The 17,771-nt window shown below is 69.0% G+C and carries 12 protein-coding genes; 1 reads left to right on the forward strand and 11 read right to left on the reverse strand.

What is annotated here, in order from left to right:
• Window positions 1-47: 47 nt before the first annotated feature.
• From ASC82_RS16570 to ngcE, 10 genes are all read right to left on the reverse strand, one after another.
• Window positions 48-1,025 (reverse strand): hypothetical protein, encoded by a 978-nt coding sequence (locus tag ASC82_RS16570; RefSeq protein WP_242427671.1) that lies wholly within the window; start codon window positions 1,023-1,025, stop codon window positions 48-50.
• Between the two features lie 201 nt (window positions 1,026-1,226).
• Window positions 1,227-2,741 carry an amino acid permease gene (locus ASC82_RS16575; protein ID WP_056648057.1) on the reverse strand — a complete coding sequence of 505 codons (1,515 nt, stop codon included), beginning with the start codon at window positions 2,739-2,741 and terminating at the stop codon, window positions 1,227-1,229.
• Window positions 2,742-2,861: 120 nt separating this feature from the next.
• Entirely contained in the window at window positions 2,862-4,781 is a 1,920-nt protein-coding gene (dxs, locus tag ASC82_RS16580; RefSeq protein WP_056648061.1) for a 1-deoxy-D-xylulose-5-phosphate synthase, read from the reverse strand.
• Window positions 4,782-4,991: 210 nt separating this feature from the next.
• Window positions 4,992-6,254: a sugar ABC transporter permease gene (locus ASC82_RS16585; RefSeq protein ID WP_185909232.1), complete on the reverse strand. Its 1,263-nt coding sequence runs from the start codon at window positions 6,252-6,254 to the stop codon at window positions 4,992-4,994.
• A gap of 44 nt (window positions 6,255-6,298) precedes the next feature.
• Window positions 6,299-7,087 carry an ATP-binding cassette domain-containing protein gene (locus tag ASC82_RS16590; RefSeq protein WP_078626871.1) on the reverse strand — a complete coding sequence of 263 codons (789 nt, stop codon included), beginning with the start codon at window positions 7,085-7,087 and terminating at the stop codon, window positions 6,299-6,301.
• A 320-nt stretch (window positions 7,088-7,407) separates the two neighbouring features.
• Window positions 7,408-8,472 carry a substrate-binding domain-containing protein gene (locus ASC82_RS16595; protein WP_056648066.1) on the reverse strand — a complete coding sequence of 355 codons (1,065 nt, stop codon included), beginning with the start codon at window positions 8,470-8,472 and terminating at the stop codon, window positions 7,408-7,410.
• A gap of 121 nt (window positions 8,473-8,593) precedes the next feature.
• A complete protein-coding gene (locus ASC82_RS16600; protein ID WP_024755110.1) occupies window positions 8,594-9,805 on the reverse strand; it encodes an ROK family transcriptional regulator in 1,212 nt (403 codons plus the stop codon).
• A 181-nt stretch (window positions 9,806-9,986) separates the two neighbouring features.
• Complete coding sequence (locus ASC82_RS16605; protein WP_056648070.1) at window positions 9,987-10,928, reverse strand: carbohydrate ABC transporter permease; 942 nt, start codon at window positions 10,926-10,928, stop codon at window positions 9,987-9,989.
• Window positions 10,928-11,857 carry a sugar ABC transporter permease gene (locus ASC82_RS16610; protein ID WP_056648072.1) on the reverse strand — a complete coding sequence of 310 codons (930 nt, stop codon included), beginning with the start codon at window positions 11,855-11,857 and terminating at the stop codon, window positions 10,928-10,930. The genes ASC82_RS16605 and ASC82_RS16610 overlap by 1 nt, the downstream gene beginning before the upstream one ends.
• A 100-nt stretch (window positions 11,858-11,957) precedes the next feature.
• Window positions 11,958-13,409 carry an N-acetylglucosamine/diacetylchitobiose ABC transporter substrate-binding protein gene (gene ngcE / locus ASC82_RS16615; protein WP_056648076.1) on the reverse strand — a complete coding sequence of 484 codons (1,452 nt, stop codon included), beginning with the start codon at window positions 13,407-13,409 and terminating at the stop codon, window positions 11,958-11,960.
• Window positions 13,410-13,946: 537 nt separating this feature from the next.
• Between ngcE and ASC82_RS16620 the strand changes: the two genes are divergently transcribed.
• The gene (locus ASC82_RS16620) at window positions 13,947-14,888 is read left to right on the forward strand and encodes a VCBS repeat-containing protein (RefSeq protein ID WP_242427672.1); all 942 of its coding nucleotides are present in this window, start codon (window positions 13,947-13,949) and stop codon (window positions 14,886-14,888) included.
• Window positions 14,889-15,013: 125 nt separating this feature from the next.
• On the opposite strand, the gene acnA is transcribed toward ASC82_RS16620, so the two are convergent.
• A complete protein-coding gene (gene acnA, locus ASC82_RS16625; protein ID WP_056648079.1) occupies window positions 15,014-17,731 on the reverse strand; it encodes an aconitate hydratase AcnA in 2,718 nt (905 codons plus the stop codon).
• Window positions 17,732-17,771: the final 40 nt, after the last annotated feature.

Genomic DNA, 17,771 nt, shown 5'->3' on the forward strand with positions numbered 1-17,771 from the left:
GAAGGTGCCGGGGCCGTTCCCGTATGCGAGGGGGTACGGGGGCGGGCTCAGCCCACGGGGCGCCAGCCCTCCAGCAGGAGGCCGTCCGCCGCCGCCTTCTGGCGCGTGGTCACCGGCGTGCCGCCGCCGGCCAGGGCCATCGCGACCAGGCGGCCGTCGAGCCCACGCGTGAGGACCGTCGCCAGCTCCCCGTGCCGCTCACCGGTCTCCGACCAGCGGGCGCCCGCCTCCTCCTGCTCGCTCGGGTAGGCGGCGAGGGCGAGCCGGCCGTCGGCCGACTGCTGGGCGAGGACCGTGCAGTCGAAGCCGTCGACCAGACAGCGGGTCGCGGCCAGTCGTCCCGTACCGACCGCGTCGGCGAGGCGCGTCGGCGCCAGTCCGCGGCCCGGGGACCAGGCGTGGACGCCGCCGTCCTTGTCGCAGAAGAAGACGGTCACGTGCCCGGAGGGGCCGGTGACGGCCGCGAGCGTGCCCATGGTGACCTCGGCGGGCACCACGTCCTGGCGGACGGGCTTGGCCCCGGGCTCCTCCTGGACGTACCGCAGGAGGCCCTTCGCGGTCGCCGTGAGGAGCTCGACGCGCCCCTCGCCGTTGACCGCCGCGACCGGGGACGGGTCGGTGCCCGAGCCGTGCAGGTCCCACCAGGGGTGCCAGCCGCCCGCGTCCTTCTGCGCCCGGACGCTCAACCCGCCGCCGCCGTTGCGTACGAAGGCGTACGCGCGGCCCTGGGCGTCGACCGCGACGGCGGGGTTGCCCGTCCACGGTCCCTTGCCGTTCGAGTGCCCGAGGGAGCGCCAGGCCACGGCCGGACGGCCCGTCTGGAACTGGATGCTGTGCACCAGCTCGACGTGTCCCTCGTCCCCGGCCGTGGGCCGCAGTCCGACGAGGTGGACGTAGCGGTCGGCGCCTTGGCCGACCGCGAGGAAGGGCGTCAGTCCGTCGCCGCCGAGCGAGACGGGCCCGCTCCAGCCGCCGCCGGGCTCCTCGGTCCAGCGCACCACCTCACCCGCGCGGGGCAGGTACACGCTGAACCGTCCCTCCTCCCCTCTCGTCAGCCAGTTGCCCTGGAGGAGAGGGGTGGAAGTGGAACCGTGGGCAGAGGCTGTGGGGGCCTGGGATCGATTCGCCATGGGGGGATCCAGCGCTCCGGTCGTCGGGGGAGTTCGCGTACGAACCGACTGTAGTCGCCCGTCCGAACGCCTCCACCCGCCCGGTGCCCTGCCCGCTCAGTAGCGCGCTTCCCGGCCCTCCCGGCCCAACCGGCTGTGCCCGCGCCCGTACAGGAAGTACACGACGATGCCGATCACCATCCACACGGCGAAGCGGAACCAGGTCTCGCCCGGCAGGTTGAGCATCAGCCAGAGCGAGGCGGCGATGGAGAGGATCGGCAGCACCGGCACCCACGGGGTGCGGAAGGCGCGGTGCAGGTCGGGGCGGGTCCGGCGGAGCACCATGACGCCCACGGCCACCATGACGAAGGCGAAGAGCGTGCCGATGTTCACCAGGGTCGCGAGCTCGTTGATGCTGGTGAAGCCGGCGACGATGGCGATGATCACACCGAGCAGGATCGTCGGGCGGTACGGGGTCTTGAACCGCGGGTGAGTGACGGAGAAGAAGCGCGGCAGCAGGCCGTCGCGGCTCATCGCGAAGAACACGCGGGTCTGGCCGAGGAGCAGGATCAGACAGACCGTGGTGAGGCCGACGGCGGCGCCGAAGCTGATCACGCCGGCGTAGAAGGGATGTCCGGCGGCCTTGAAGGCGTCGGCGAGCGGGGCGCTCACGGAGAGCTCCGTGTAGTGCTGCATGCCGGTGACGACGAGGGCCACGGCCACGTACAGCACGGTGCAGATGAGGAGCGAGCCGAGGATGCCCCGGGGCATGTCCCGCTGCGGCACCTTGGTCTCCTCGGCGGCGGTGGCGACCACGTCGAAGCCGATGAAGGCGAAGAAGACGACCGAGGCGGCGGTGAAGATGCCCATCACGCCGAAGTTGGTCGGCTCGTAGCCGAAGAGGAGCTGGACGAGCGGGGAGTCCCAGTTGGAGCCGCCGCCCTCCGGGGTGACGGCCGGCGGGATGAACGGGTCGTAGTTGTCGCCGACGATGAAGAACAGACCGGCGATGATCACGATCATCACGACGGTCACCTTGATCGCCACGACGACGGCGGTGATCCGGGCGGAGAGCTTCATGCCCAGGACGAGGACGGCGGTCAGCACCAGGACGAGGAGGAAGGCCAGGATGTCGAAGGAGCCGCCGGGCACATCGGGGCCTTGGAGCGACGCCGGTAGATGCCAGTCGATGTTGTCCATGAGCGAGCGGACGTACCCCGACCAGCCGACGGCCACCACCGCCGTGCCGAGCGCGAACTCCAGGACGAGGTCCCAGCCGATGATCCAGGCCGGCAGCTCGCCGATCGAGGCGTACGCGAAGGTGTACGCCGATCCCGCCACCGGCACCGTCGAGGCGAACTCGGCGTAGCAGAGGGCGGCGAGGGCGCAGACGATACCGGCCGCGACGAAGGCGAGGGCCGTCGCCGGGCCCGCGTTCTCCTTGGCCACCTTGCCGGTGAGGACGAAGATGCCGGTGCCGATGATGACACCGACGCCGAAGACGGTCAGATCCCAGGCGGACAGGGATTTCTTGAGCGCGTGCTCAGGCTCCTCCGTGTCGCGGATCGACTGCTCGACCGACTTGGTCCGGAAGACTCCGGAATTGGCGCGTGGCTGCTGGTCCGTACTCACCGTCGTACCTCCATGCCATGGGGCTGCCCGCCTTTTGGTCAGAATGCACGCGAAAGGGCCGGTCGGCACTCCGAAGAGTGATCCGACCGGCCCAATGGTGACGCCGGGTGACACGGTCCGTCAGTCGCGCGCGGGCTCCACGGCCTTGGCGCTGCTCTCGAATCGACCGTCCAGACGCGAGACCAGGCCGGTGACCTGGCGGGCGATGTCCGGGGCGGTCAGCCCGATCTCGGCCATGACCTCGCCGCGCGAGGCGTGGTCGAGGAAGCGCGGCGGGATGCCGAAGTCACGCAGCGGCACGTCCACTCCGGCGTCGCGCAGCGCCTGGGCGACGGCCGAGCCGACGCCGCCGACACGACTGTTGTCCTCGACGGTGACGACGACCCGGTGCTGCTCGGCGAGCGGGGCGAGGGCCTCGTCGACGGGCTTGACCCAACGGGGGTCGACCACGGTGGTGGAGATGCCGTGGTTGTCGAGCAGGTCGGCGATCTCCAGGCACATGGGCGCCAGGGCGCCCACGGAGACCAGGAGGACGTCCGGCCTGTCACTGCCGGGCTCACGGAGCACGTCCATGCCGCCGACGCGGCGCAGGGCCGGTACGGCGGGGCCGACGGCGCCCTTGGAGAAGCGGACGACGGTCGGGGCGTCGGTGACCTCGACGGCCTCGCGCAGCTGGGCGCGGACCTGGTCGGCGTCGCGCGGGGCGGCGAGCCGCAGGCCGGGGACGACCTGAAGGATCGACATGTCCCACATGCCGTTGTGGGAGGCGCCGTCGGTGCCGGTGACGCCGGCCCGGTCCAGGACGAAGGTGACGCCGCACTTGTGCAGGGCGACGTCCATCAGGACCTGGTCGAAGGCACGGTTGAGGAAGGTCGCGTAGACGGCGAAGACCGGGTGGAGTCCGCCGGTGGCGAGGCCGGCCGCGGAGACGGCGGCGTGCTGCTCGGCGATGCCGACGTCGAAGACGCGCTCCGGGAAGGCCTTGGCGAACTTGTCGAGGCCGACGGGCTGGAGCATGGCCGCGGTGATCGCGACGATGTCCGCGCGCTCCTTGCCGAGCTCGACCATCTCCTGGGCGAAGACGCCCGTCCAGTCGGCGCCCGAGGAGGCGATGGGCAGACCGGTGTCGGGGTGGATCTTGCCGACGGCGTGGAAGCGGTCGGCCTCGTCCTGGAGGGCCGGCTGGTAGCCGCGGCCCTTCTCGGTGAGGCAGTGGACGATGACCGGGCCGCCGAAGCGCTTGGCGCGGGTCAGCGCGGACTCCAGGGCCTCGATGTCGTGGCCGTCGATGGGGCCGACGTACTTGAGGCCGAGGTCCTCGAACATGCCCTGCGGGGCGATGAAGTCCTTGAGGCCCTTCTTGGCACCGTGCAGGGTCTCGTAGAGCGGCTTCCCGACGACCGGGGTCCGCTCCAGGATGTCCTTGCCGCGGGCGAGGAAGCGCTCGTACCCGTCGGTGGTGCGCAGGGTCGCCAGGTGGTTGGCGAGGCCGCCGATGGTCGGGGCGTAGGAGCGCTCGTTGTCGTTCACGACGATGACGAGCGGTCGGTCCTTGGCGGCGGCGATGTTGTTCAGCGCCTCCCAGGCCATGCCGCCCGTGAGGGCTCCGTCGCCGATGACGGCGACGACGTGGTCGTCCTTCTTCAGCACCTCGTTGGCCTTGGCGAGGCCGTCGGCCCAGCCGAGGACCGTCGAGGCGTGCGAGTTCTCGATCACGTCGTGCTCGGACTCCGCCTGAGAGGGGTAGCCGGAGAGGCCGCCCTTCATCTTGAGCTTGGAGAAGTCCTGGCGGCCCGTGAGCAGCTTGTGGACGTAGCTCTGGTGTCCGGTGTCCCAGAGGACCTTGTCCTTCGGGGAGTCGAACACCCGGTGCAGGGCGATGGTCAGCTCGACCACACCGAGGTTGGGGCCGAGGTGCCCGCCGGTCTTGGAGACGGCGTCCACGAGGAACGTCCTGATCTCGTCGGCCAGCTGGTCCAGCTGTTCCGGGGAAAGCCGGTCCAGATCTCGCGGTCCCCTGATACGGGTCAGCAGAGCCACCCGTGCCTCCTTGCGTTTGAGCTGGTCGAGCTTGCCGATTTGTCGAGTCTAATGTTCCGTCTTGGATCGTGGGCATCGGGCCAGGGGGTCAGGCGTCACCCTCATGGCGGACGGACCGCTGATCTGTACGGCTCTGTACGGGCATCCGTACTGCTCCGGACGTGCCGGAGCCCGGCACCGGTTTCCGGTGCCGGGCTGGTGTGACGGGTGTTACGCGCGGCCCGCCGTCTTCTGCGTACGGCGGGAGACCGAGTCGATGATCACGGCGATGAGCAGGACCGCTCCGGTGATCATGTACTGGATCGCGTTCGAGGACAGGTTCATCTGGTTGAGGCCCTGGACGATCGACTGGATGACCAGGATGCCCAGGAGCGCCGACCAGACCTTGCCGCGTCCGCCGAACAGGGACGTGCCGCCGATGACCGCCGCCGCGATGCACATCATCAGCTGGTTGCCGCCGCCGAGGGAGCGGTCGGCGCCGCCGGTCGCGGAGGCGAGGAAGAGGCCGCCGATCGCGCCCATGGTGCCGGAGATCATGAAGACCGAGATCCGGATCCAGGAGACGTTGATGCCGGCGCGCCGGGCCGCCTCGATGCCGCCGCCGACCGCGAAGACCTGCCGGCCGTACGTGGTGCGGCGCAGGACGAAGTCGGTGACCAGCAGGATCACCAGGAAGATCACCAGCGAGAGCGGGAGGCCCTGCTCCTGGTTGAAGCCGTACGCGGCGACGAGGACCAGGACCGCCAGGACGGCGGTGCGCAGGATGATCTCGCTCTGCGGGCGGTGCGGGAGCCCGGCGGCCTTGCGGCGGCGGGAGTCGCGCAGCTGGGCGAGGTAGAAGGCGGCGACGACGAACACGGCGAGGCCGTAGGCGGCGGCGACGTCGGAGAAGTAGTACTTCGTGAGGTCGCCGACGAAGCTGCCGATCGGGGTGGGGATGGTGGAGCGGTCGCCCATGACCCAGGTCTGCAGGCCGGCCCAGCCGAGGAAGCCGGCGAGGGTGACGACGAAGGCGGGCACGCCGATCTTGGCGAAGACCAGGCCGTGGAAGGCGCCGATCAGGGTGCCGGACAGGATGCCGAGGATGATCGCGAGACCGTCCGGCATGTCCGTGCCGAGGACGCCCCAGACCGCGCCGGCGAGGCCCGCCACGGAGCCGACGGCGAGGTCGATCTCGCCGAGCAGCAGGACGAAGACGATGCCGACGGCCATGATGCCGGGGCCGACCGCGTACAGCGTGATCTGGTCGAGGTTGTACGAGGTGATGAAGTTGCCGGTGAGGGCCTGGAAGACGATGCCGATGACGATGAGGCCGACGACGACCGGCAGCGAGCCGATCTCACCGGAGCGAATCTTGCGCTTGAACTCGTCGACGTAGCCCTTGAGGCCCTGCTCGCGGACGAGGAGGCGGGGGTCGACGGCGGGGATCGCGCCGGCAGCCGGGGCCTCCTCGCCCGTACGGGGCTCGGGCACGGCCGCCTCGTCGCTCACGGGCTGCGGGGTCTGCGGGGTCTTGCTCACTTCGCTACCTCCGCGTTGCGCGCCTGGCGGCGGGTCACGGCGTTGTCCGTGGCTCCCGTGATCGCGGCGATGATCTCTTCGTGCGTGGTGGTGGCCACCGGGAAGGTGCCGTTGTTCCGGCCCAGGCGCAGCACCGCGACGGTGTCGGCGACGGCCTTCACATCGGCCATGTTGTGGCTGATGAGGATGACGCCGAGGCCCTGCTCGCGCAGGCGCTCGACCAGGTCGAGGACCTGGGCGGTCTGCTCGACGCCGAGGGCGGCGGTCGGCTCGTCCAGGATCACGATCTTGGGGTTGCCGACGAGGGCGCGCGCGATGGCGACGACCTGCCGCTGACCGCCGGAGAGGGCGGCGACGGGGATGCGGACGCTGGGGATGCGGATGGAGAGGGTCGAGAGGAGGTCCTTCGCCCGCTTCTCCATGGCGACCTCGTCGAGGACGCCGCCCTTCTTGATCTCCCGTCCGAGGAACAGGTTGGCGACGACGTCGAGGTTGTCGCAGAGGGCGAGGTCCTGGTAGACGGTCGCGACACCGAGGTTCTGGGAGTCGTGCGGTCGGTTGATCTCGACCGGCTCGCCCTCCCACTCGATGACGCCCTCGTCGATGGGGTGCACGCCGGCGATCGTCTTGACGAGCGTCGACTTGCCCGCTCCGTTGTCGCCGACGAGCGCGACGACCTCTCCTGCGTGGACTTCGAGATCGACGCCGGAGAGGACCTGAACCGCTCCGAAGCGCTTGAAGATCCCGCGCAACGCCAACACGGGCGTCTGGGACACGTGAACCAACTCCTTCGCCACCGGTGCGGCGGCGGGCTTGGCGCGCCGCCCGGGCGGCGCCGAAAATCTGGGGGGCTTGCACGTCCGGCTCCCGGACCGACAGCGGGGTCTGGGTCGGCCGGGAACCGGACGGCGTGGGTGGGGACGGGCCCGTGCGTGGCGCGTCTCCGCCGCACGGTCCTTCACCTCTTGCACGTGGCGGCCGGCCGGGGGGCCGGTCGCACGGGCGGGGAGGCGGGGACGGGGCGGTCGTACGCGGGGCACGGGGTCCGTCGCCGGGGGGTCGGGCCCTCACCCGGCCCGGCGGGGCCGGGAACGGGGCCCGGAGATTACTTGATGCCCAGCTCGGTGCACTTGGCGGCGAGGTCCGCGGTGCAGATGTCGGCGGCCTTGTAGATGCCGTCGGCGATCACCGTGGTCTGGATGTTGGCCTTGTCGACCACGACCGGGGCGAACAGCGAGGACGGCACGCCCTCGGTCTCGCCCTGCGCGCCGAGCTCCTTGCCCTGGAGCAGGTTCACCGCGAACTTGGCGGCCTCGGGGGCCAGCTGGAGCGGCGACTTGTAGATCGTGAAGGTCTGCGAGCCGGCGACGATGCGCTGGATGCCCGCGACCTCGGCGTCCTGACCGCCGACCGGGACGTTCTTGACGCCGGCGTTCTCGAGGGAGGTGATGATGCCGCCCGCCATGCCGTCGTTGGCGGAGTAGACGGCGCCGATCTTGTCCTTGCCGACCGAGGAGATCGCGGCGGACATCTTCTCGCCGGCGACCTTCGGGTCCCACTCGCCGGACGCCTCGTAGGCGATCTTGCCGACCTTGCCGTCGAGCGCGGTGTGGGCGCCCTTCTTGAACAGAGCGGCGTTCGGGTCCTTCTCGTCGCCGTTGATCATCACGACGTTGGCGGTGGCGGCCTTGGAGCCGAGAGCGGCGAGGAGCGCCTGGCCCTGGAGCTCGCCGACCTTGTTGTTGTCGTGGCTGACGTAGGCGTCGGCGCCCTGGACGGGACGGTCGTACGCCACGACCTTGACGCCCTTGGCCTTGGCGTCCTTGACCCAGCCCGCGGCCTTGGCCGAGTCCACCGGGTCGAGCGCGATGACCTTGACGCCGTCGGCGATCAGCTGGTCGAACTGCTGCTTCTGCTTGACGACGTCGGAGACGGCGTTGTTGTAGACGATCTCGCAGTCGGAGCAGGCGGCCTTCACGGCCTTCTCGAACTGGGGCTTGTCCAGGGCCTCGTAGCGCGAGGTCTTGTTCTCGGGCAGGAGCAGACCGATCTTGGTCGAGCTGCCCTTGTCTTCACTGTCGCCGCCGCCGGCCTGACCACAGGCGGCGAGCGAGAGGGCCATCGAAACCGCGGCCGTGGCTATGACGGCGCGACGCGTCACTGCGTTCATTGGGGTTGCCTCCCTGACGAGGCCGCGACGTTGCGGCCGAGGATGCACGAAGTCAACTCGGCCGCAACACCGCCGTCAAGAAGTAAATTCTTAACGAGATGACAACGGTGCCGTTCGTTATCTAAGTGAAGGCAGGACGCGAGGCCGGAGCAGCCGCCGGCAGAGGGCTCTCCAACAGGGTCGAATCGCCCATCTCGCTCAGAACGAGGGCGAGGGCGCCGAGCACCTCGGCACGCCCGCCGAGCGCCCCCTGGGCCAGCGAGAGCTGCCGGGCGGCGCTGGGGATCGCGTACCGCGAGACGGAGTCCCTGATGGGCGCCAGGACCAGCTCGCCGGCCTCGGCGAGGTCGCCGCCGAGGACCACCCGGCTGGGGTTCAGGAGGTTGCAGAGGTTGGCGATGCCGCTGCCGATGTGCCGGCCGACGTCGGCGATCACCCGGCGGCAGCCGGGGTCGCCCGCGCGGGCCAGCTGGACGACCCGCTCCATCGTCAGGTCCGGGCCGTGGCTGGGCTGGAGGAGCGGCAGGACGTAGCGGGCGGCGGTGAAGGTCTCCAGGCAGCCGCGGTTGCCGCAGCGGCAGACCGGCCCCGACTCGTCGAGGGTGATGTGCCCGATCTCGCCCGCGGTGCCGCCGGGGCCGCGGTAGACCCGCCCGTCGATGACGAGGCCGGCGCCGACGCCGCTGGCCACCTTGATGTACGCGAGGTCCTTGACGCCCCGCCCGCTCCCCCAGACGAGCTCGCCGAGCGCGCCGAGGTTGGCGTCGTTGTCGACGTGCACGGGGACGCCAAGGCGGCCGGAGAGCTCCTCGGCGGGGTTGATCCCGCTCCAGCCCGGCAGGATCGAGGTCGAGCCGAGGGTCCCGGAGGAGACGTCGATGGGGCCCGGTACGCCGAGTCCGACGCCGATCACCTTGTCCCGGCCGATCCCGGTGGCCTCGATCAGCCGGTTGACCAGCTGTTCCGCCCGGTCGAAGCCCTCGGCGGCGGAGGCGTCCACGTCGAGCGGCTCGGCCTCCTCCGCCAGGACCTGGTGGGCGAGGTTGCCGACGGCGACCCGCAGGTGGGTGTGGCCGAAGTCGACGCCGATGACGATGCCGGCGTCCCCGGAGAGCGAGACGCTGCGGGCCCTGCGACCGCCCGCGGAGGTCGGCGTGACCTCGACCGTCCCGCCGTCCTTCAGCTCCCGCACGATGTTGGAGACCGTGGCGGCGGACAGGCCCGTCGCCCGGGCGATCTCCGCCTGGGTGAGCGAGCCGGCCATGCGCACCGCCCGGACGACCCGTTCGAGATTGGCCCTGTGCAGAGACGTCTGCGACCCCGGAGTCTCCATCGACTCACTCACTCCCACCGATTTCTCCAACATGTGAACCCTAAGGGGACGCTTTCGCCTTGCTCCCCGTCAAGACCTTGAGCGGGGGGCGTCGGGTGTCAGGACACACGAAAGGCCCCCTGCGCGGTGGCGCGGGGGGCCTTTCGGGGCGGGAGAGCGGGCCTTAGGGACCCTGTCGCGGCTACTTCACGGCACCGGCCGTGAGACCGGCCACGACCTGGCGCTGGAAGATGATGTAGGCGGCGAGGACCGGCAGCATGGCCATCACGAGACCGGCGAAGAGACCGGACCAGTCGCCCTTGTAACCCTGGCTGACCGCCAGCTGCACGAGGCCCTGCGAGAGCACCTTCTGCTCCTGCTCCGTGTTGAGCACGGTGGGCAGCAGGTACTGGTTCCACTGCCCGAGGAAGTTGAAGATGCCCACGCTGATCAGGCCCGGCTTGGCCATGGGCAGCATGACCTGGAAGAAGGTCCGGGTGTGCGAGGCGCCGTCGATGCAGGCCGCCTCCGCGACCGAGCTCGGCAGGGTGCGGAAGAAGGCCGCGAGGAAGAAGACCGTGAACGGCAGCGAGTACGCGATGTAGACGAGGATCAGGCCGTGCAGCGAGTTGAGCAGGGCCATGTTCTGCATCACGTAGAACAGCGGCACGAGCGCCAGGATGATCGGGAAGCTCATCCCTCCGATGAAGAGGAAGTAGATGAAGCGGTTGCCCGGGAAGTCGAAGCGGGCGAGCACGTAGGCCGCCATCGAGCCGAAGAGCAGGGTGCCGACGAGCGAGCCGCCGACCACCAGGACGGTGTTCAGGAAGTAGTCGCTCATGTGCGCGTCGGTCCAGGCGCGCGACCAGTTCTCGAAGTGCAGCTTGTCGGGCAGCGACCACGGCGCGGTGAAGATCGCCTTGTCGGTCTTGAAGGAGGTCATGACCGCCCAGAGCAGCGGCATGACGACCATAATCGCCCAGATGATCAGGACCCCGTGCGAGAAGACGTTGAGGACCCCGCCCTCGCGCTTGGACGCCTTGCGCGTGGCGGGGGCCGTCGTCTTGATCGGCGTGGTGTCCACGCCGCCCGGGGAGCCGGGCGTCTTGTCGAGGCCGGTGGAGGCAGTGTCGGTCGTCTTCATCAGAACTCCAGCCGCTCGCGCCGGCCCACCTTCATCACGAGGGCCGCGAAGGCCAGCGTGACGAGGAGGAGCGCGACACCGATGGTCGTTGCGTAGGCGGCCTGACCGTCCCGGAATGCCTTCTGGTACACGTACAGCGGAAGGACGATGGTGGAGTAGTCGGGCCCGCCGCCGTTGGGGCCGACGGTCATGATCTGGACGACGGCGAAGGACTCCGCGCCGAGCGCGAGGATGCCCATGTAGATCCACCCGGACTGCACGGTGTCCCAGAGCAGCGGCAGGGTGATCTTGAAGAAGGTGGTGAAGCGGTTGGCGCCGTCGAGCAGGGCGGCCTCGTAGAAGTCCCTCGGAATGGAGGCCATGCCGGCCGAGAAGAGGACGACGAAGAAACCGACCGTGGACCAGACGAGAACCACCATCACGCACATGAGGGCCAGGTCCGGGTCACCCAGCCAGTCCGGCTGGATGCTGTCCAGACCGACGAGCTTCAGCGCGGAGTTGATGGCTCCGCTGTTCGGGTTGTACGCGAACTGGAAGAGCAGCGCGACGATCACGATCGACAGCACCTGCGGGAAGAAGTACACAATCTTGTAGAACGATGATCCGCGCACTCCCGCGATGGCCGCTCCCCGACGGCGCCGACCGCCGACATTGAGCATGAAGGCGAAGAACAGCGCGAGCCCGACGGTCACCAGCGGCAGCACCACGGCGAAGGTCAGACTGTGCTGGAGCGATTTCCAGAAGATCTCGTCGTCCAGCATTCTGCTGTAGTTGTCGAATCCGACCATTCCGAATTCGGGACTCAGTCCGGTCCAGTCCGTGAACGAGTAGTAGATGGACTGGATGAACGGCCAGATGACGAAGAGCGCGTAGAGCGCGAGGGGTGCCGCCAGGAACCCCACGATGAAACGGTTCTTGCCGTGCTGCATTCCTACCGACCCCGATCTTCCCGCGGAGGCGCGCCGCCGGTGCCGCGCGCGAAGGAACCGGGGCCCGCTCCCGGTCGGCGGGAAGGGGCCCCGGCACTGCTCACTGGTGCTTGTAGTGCTTGATGTTCTGGTCCTTGGCCGCCTCGTCGGCGAACTTCTGGATCTTCTTGATCGTCTCGGCCGGGGTCGCGCGACCGGCCATCATCTCGCCGATGCCGGCGACACCGATCTTCTCCTTCTGCAGGGCGACGTACCAGTCCTGCAGCCGCGGGTTGACGACGTTCTTGCCGGCCTTCTCCAGGGCGGCGACACCGGACTTGAGGCCCGGGGTCAGCTCGATGCCGTCGGTGCCGCCGTTGAAGGCGGACAGGGACTTCACGGACTGCGTGAAGTTCTTGGACGAGGCCTCGCTGAGCATGACGCGCAGCTGCTCCATGCCGCCCTCGACGTTCGCCGCCTTGGCCGGGACGATGAAGGGCTCGCCGCCGGAGGCCCACATGGTGCCGAAGGGCAACTTGTCGGAGGCGTCGAGGCCGCTCGGTGCGGAGACGGCCAGGTCGAAGTCGGCCGGCATGGTCTTCGCCGCCTCGTTCTCGACCCAGGAGCCGTTCGGAATGAACAGCGCCTTGTTCTCGGTCCAGGCGGTCTGCGACTGGATGTGGTCGAGGCCGGGGGTGCCCTTGAGGATGTAGCCCTTGCGCTGGAGCTCGTAGTACGCCTCGAAACACGCCTTGACCGCGGGGTGCTCCCAGGCCTTCGGCTCCAGGTTGTCGATGGCGTCCAGAACCTCGCGGCCGCCGACCTTGCCGATCATCGGGTAGAGCGAGAAGGGGAGGTAGTACGGGTGCTTGCCCGCGTACGTCCAGCCGGCGATGCCCTTCTTCTTGGCCTTCTCGCAGACGGCCAGCATCTCGTCCCAGGTCTCGGGGTACTTCGCGTCGAGGGAGTCGAGGAGCTTCTGCGAGTACCAGACGCCGTAGACGGTGTAGGCGTAGTAGAGGACCCAGACCGGGGCGCCGTCGAACTGGCCCATCTCGACGATGCCGGGCCGCAGGGTGTCGCGGACCGTCTTCTTCGGGTCGTCGATGGAGGGCGCGTCGAGGAGGGCGGTGAGGTCGGCAAGCTGCTTCTGGCCGACGAGGACGCCCATGTCCATCTGCTCGGCGCCGGAGTTGTCGATCAGGTCCGGCGGGTTGCCGCCGTTGAAGCGCGGCTGGAGGACGGTCGTGATCTTCTGGGTGGGAGTGAACTTGACCTTGGCCTTGGGGTAGTTCTGCTCGTAGATCTTGATCGCGTCTTTGGCGTACTGCTGTCCGAATCCGCCGTCGAAGAGGACGAAGTCGAGCGCCGCCCCCTCATTCACCCCGAGCGGGTTCTTTTCGGACTTCGTACCCTTCTCGACCTTTTCATTGCCGTCGCCGCTGCTGCTGCTCGCGCAGGCGGAGAGGAAGCCCATCGTCGGTACCGAGATCAGACCGATCGCCGCGGAACGCTTGATCAGATCGCGACGGCCGAGGCCGCCCTCATTGGTGTGTGCGGAGGTGGATCCCATGCTCAAGTCCTCGCCTTCATTCAGGACTCAGGCGGTGTACCGGTCGCCCGTACTCACTCGCCTCAGGCGAAGGGCCCCGCCACCGCGGTCATTTGCAGCCGGGTCGTGCACGCGTCGGGCCTCGTCGGAGCGTTCCGACGGGCTGGACGCCGACAGGTATAGTCCACTTCCCTTCACCTGAGCAAGATCGAAAGCAGGTTTCAGCAACCATCTTTCCCGAGTTGAGACCTCCGGGATAAGCGCGCCGAATCTGCAGCGTTTCGTCCAACCGTTGGCCCTGTAACACCCTTGACAGCACATCAGACCTCCACATATTGGAGGCCTCGTGACGCGATTGGTGAGACCGAATCATGCCGAGACGGGTGCGGCCAGGGCAAAGAGGGACATACGTCCGTGACCGAAACAGTTGTGTCACAGACCCCCCGTCAGGTGAAGATTCCATAAGGAGGATCCGGGATCATAGAGGTCTCGCCGACGCCCGTCCTCGCGACGGAGGCGCGGCGAACCTGCCTGTTTCCTACGCATCTGGAGTCATACGTGGCCAACTCTTCTGGCCTGAATCGCATGGGCGTCCTGTCCCGTGTCACGGTCGCGGCGATCACCGCCGGCCTGCTCGCCACCACCACGGCCGCCGTCGCGGCGGAGCCGGGCGCGACCGCCGGCGCTCCCGCCGCGCCGCAGTCGGACCGCGTGTCCGCCGCCGCGGTCTCCGCGACCGCCGCTTCCGGCGCCGCGCTGAACAACCTCTACGGTTGGCACACCAACGGCGACATCATCGGCTACACCCCCGTCGGCGGCGGCTCCATCCAGCGCATAGCCGGGCGACAGGGCTGGGGCTGGGTCGGGTACAAGAACTTCACCCAGGCGGACACCGACGGTCAGCCCGAGTCGGAGGGCTGGTACCACGCCGACGGCTGGTACGCCGTCAACAGCGCGGGCCGGCTGCACTACGCCAGCAGCGGCCCGGTCCGGGACCTCGGGGGCGGCTGGAACGCCTACAACAAGGTCATCTCCGCCGGCAACACCGGCGGCGGCGCCCCGGACGACGTCCTGGCCCGTGACGGCTCCGGTGTGCTCTGGCACTACCTGGGCAACGGCAACGCGTCCCTGACGCAGCGCTACCGCATCGGCTCCGGGTGGAACTCCTACACCCAGATCGCGGGCAAGGGTGACGTGACCGGCGACGGTCGCGCCGACCTGGTCGCCCGTGACCGCAGCGGCGTCCTGTGGCTCTACAAGGGCACCGGCAACTACCGGGCGCCCTTCTCCGGCCGGTCCCGTATCGGCAGCGGCTGGAACATGTACAACACCCTGGTCTCCCCCGGTGACCTGACCGGCGACCGCCGTGCGGACCTGGTGGCCCGTGACAGCGCCGGCGCGCTGTGGCTGTACAAGGGCAACGGCAGCTCGTCCACGCCGTACACCACCCGCATGAAGATCGGCACGTCGGGCTGGAACGGCTTCCGCGGCCTGTTCTGATCGACCCGGATCCGATCGGAACCGGTTCGATCGAACCGGTTCTGATCGACCCGGTGATACGCAAGGGCCCCGCTCCTCGTCACGAGGAGCGGGGCCCTTGTCGTACTAGCCGATCACCTGTCGCGTCAGCCGCGGATCAGGTTGCGGAGCACGTACTGCATGATGCCGCCGTTGCGGTAGTAGTCCGCCTCACCGGGGGTGTCGATGCGGACGACCGCGTCGAACTCGACACCGGTGTCGGTGGTGACCTTGACCGTGCGCGGCGTGGTGCCGTTGTTGAGCTCCTCGACGCCGGTGAAGGAGAAGGTCTCCTCGCCGGTCAGACCGAGGGACTCGGCGTTCGCGCCCTCCGGGAACTGGAGCGGCAGGACACCCATGCCGATGAGGTTCGAGCGGTGGATGCGCTCGTACGACTCGGCGATGACGGCCTTGACGCCGAGCAGCGCGGTGCCCTTGGCGGCCCAGTCGCGGGACGAGCCGGAGCCGTACTCCTTGCCCGCCAGGATCGCGAGCGGGGTGCCCTGCTCGATGTAGTTGCGCGAGGCGTCGTAGATGAACGCCACCGGCGCGTCGGCCTGGGTGAAGTCGCGGGTGAAGCCGCCCTCGGTGCCCGGCGCGATCTGGTTGCGCAGGCGGATGTTGGCGAACGTACCGCGGATCATGACCTCGTGGTTGCCTCGGCGCGAGCCGTAGGAGTTGAAGTCACGACGCTCCACACCGTGCTCGGTGAGGTACTTGCCGGCCGGGGTGTCGGCCTTGATGGCGCCGGCCGGGGAGATGTGGTCGGTGGTGACCGAGTCGCCCAGCTTGGCCAGGACGCGGGCGCCGACGATGTCGGTGACCGGGGTGGTCTCCATCGTCATGCCCTCGAAGTACGGGGGCTTCCGGACGTAGGTGGACTCGGTGTCCCACTCGAAGGTGTTGCCGGTCGGGATCGGCAGCGCCTGCCACTGGGCGTCGCCCGCGAAGACGTCCTGGTAGGACTTGTTGAACATGTCCTCGCCGATGGCGTTGGCGACGACGTCGTTGACCTCGGCCTCCGTCGGCCAGATGTCGGCCAGGTAGACGGGCTTGCCGTCCTGGTCGATGCCGAGGGCGTCCTTGGTGATGTCCACCTTCATGGACCCGGCGAGGGCGTACGCGACGACCAGCGGCGGGGAGGCCAGGTAGTTCATCTTGACGTCGGGGTTGATGCGGCCCTCGAAGTTGCGGTTGCCCGAGAGCACCGAGGTCACGGCCAGGTCGTGCTCGTTGACGGCCTTGGAGACCTCCTCCGGCAGCGGGCCGGAGTTGCCGATGCAGGTGGTGCAGCCGTAGCCGACGAGGTTGAAGCCGACCTTGTCGAGGTACGGGGTCAGGCCCGCCTTGTCGAAGTAGTCGGTGACGACCTTCGAGCCCGGGGCGAGGGTGGTCTTGACCCACGGCTTGCGGGTCAGGCCCTTCTCCACGGCCTTCTTCGCGACGAGCGCGGCGGCGACCATCACGTACGGGTTCGACGTGTTGGTGCAGGAGGTGATCGCGGCGACGGTGACGGCGCCGTGGTCGATCTCGTACGTCGAGCCGTCGGGGGCGGTCACGAGGACCGGCTTCGACGGGGCGCCGTTGGGGTGGTTCGCCGGGGCGTCGGAGGCCGGGAAGGACTCCTTGCCCGCCTCGTCGGCCTCGTCGACGTAGTTGCGGACGTCCAGGGCGAACTGCTGGGCGGCGTTCGCGAGGACGATGCGGTCCTGCGGGCGCTTCGGGCCGGCGATGGAGGGGACGACCGTGGAGAGGTCGAGCTCCAGCTTCTCGGAGAAGTCGGGCTCGGCGGCCGGGTCGAGCCAGAGGCCCTGCTCCTTGGCGTACGCCTCGACGAGCGCGACCTGCTGGGCGTCGCGGCCGGTCAGGCGCAGGTACTTCAGCGTCTCGTCGTCGATCGGGAAGATCGCGGCGGTGGAGCCGAACTCCGGCGACATGTTGCCGATGGTGGCGCGGTTCGCGAGGGAGGTCGCGGCGACGCCCTCACCGTAGAACTCGACGAACTTGCCGACGACGCCGTGCTTGCGCAGCATCTCGGTGATCGTGAGGACCAGGTCGGTGGCGGTGGTGCCGGCCGGGAGCTCGCCGGTCAGCTTGAAGCCGACGACGCGCGGGATGAGCATGGAGACCGGCTGGCCGAGCATCGCGGCCTCGGCCTCGATGCCGCCGACGCCCCAGCCGAGCACACCGAGGCCGTTGACCATGGTGGTGTGGGAGTCGGTGCCGACGAGGGTGTCGGGGTACGCCTGGCCGTTGCGGACCATGACCGTACGGGCCAGGTGCTCGATGTTCACCTGGTGGACGATGCCGGTGCCCGGGGGGACGACCTTGAAGTCGTCGAAGGCGGTCTGGCCCCAGCGCAGGAACTGGTAGCGCTCCTTGTTGCGGCCGTACTCCAGCTCGACGTTCTGGCCGAAGGCGTCCGCGGTGCCGAACTTGTCGGCGATGACGGAGTGGTCGATGACCAGCTCGGCCGGGGAGAGCGGGTTGACCTTCGCCGGGTCGCCGCCGAGCTCCTTGACGGCCTCGCGCATGGTGGCGAGGTCGACGACACAGGGCACGCCGGTGAAGTCCTGCATGATCACGCGGGCGGGCGTGAACTGGATCTCCTGGCTCGGCTGAGCCTGCGAGTCCCAACCGCCGAGGGCCCGGATGTGGTCGGCGGTGATGTTCGCGCCGTCCTCGGTGCGGAGCAGGTTCTCCAGGAGGACCTTCAGGCTGTAAGGGAGGCGCGCGGAGCCCTCGACCTTGTCCAGCTTGAAGATCTCGTACGACTCGTCGCCCACGCGCAGCGTGCTGCGGGCGTCGAAGCTGTTCGCCGACACGACAGTCTCCTTCATCAATGTGCGCGTACTACCGTCATGC

The organism is Streptomyces sp. Root431, from assembly GCF_001426585.1.
GTDB lineage: Bacteria > Actinomycetota > Actinomycetes > Streptomycetales > Streptomycetaceae > Streptomyces > Streptomyces stackebrandtii.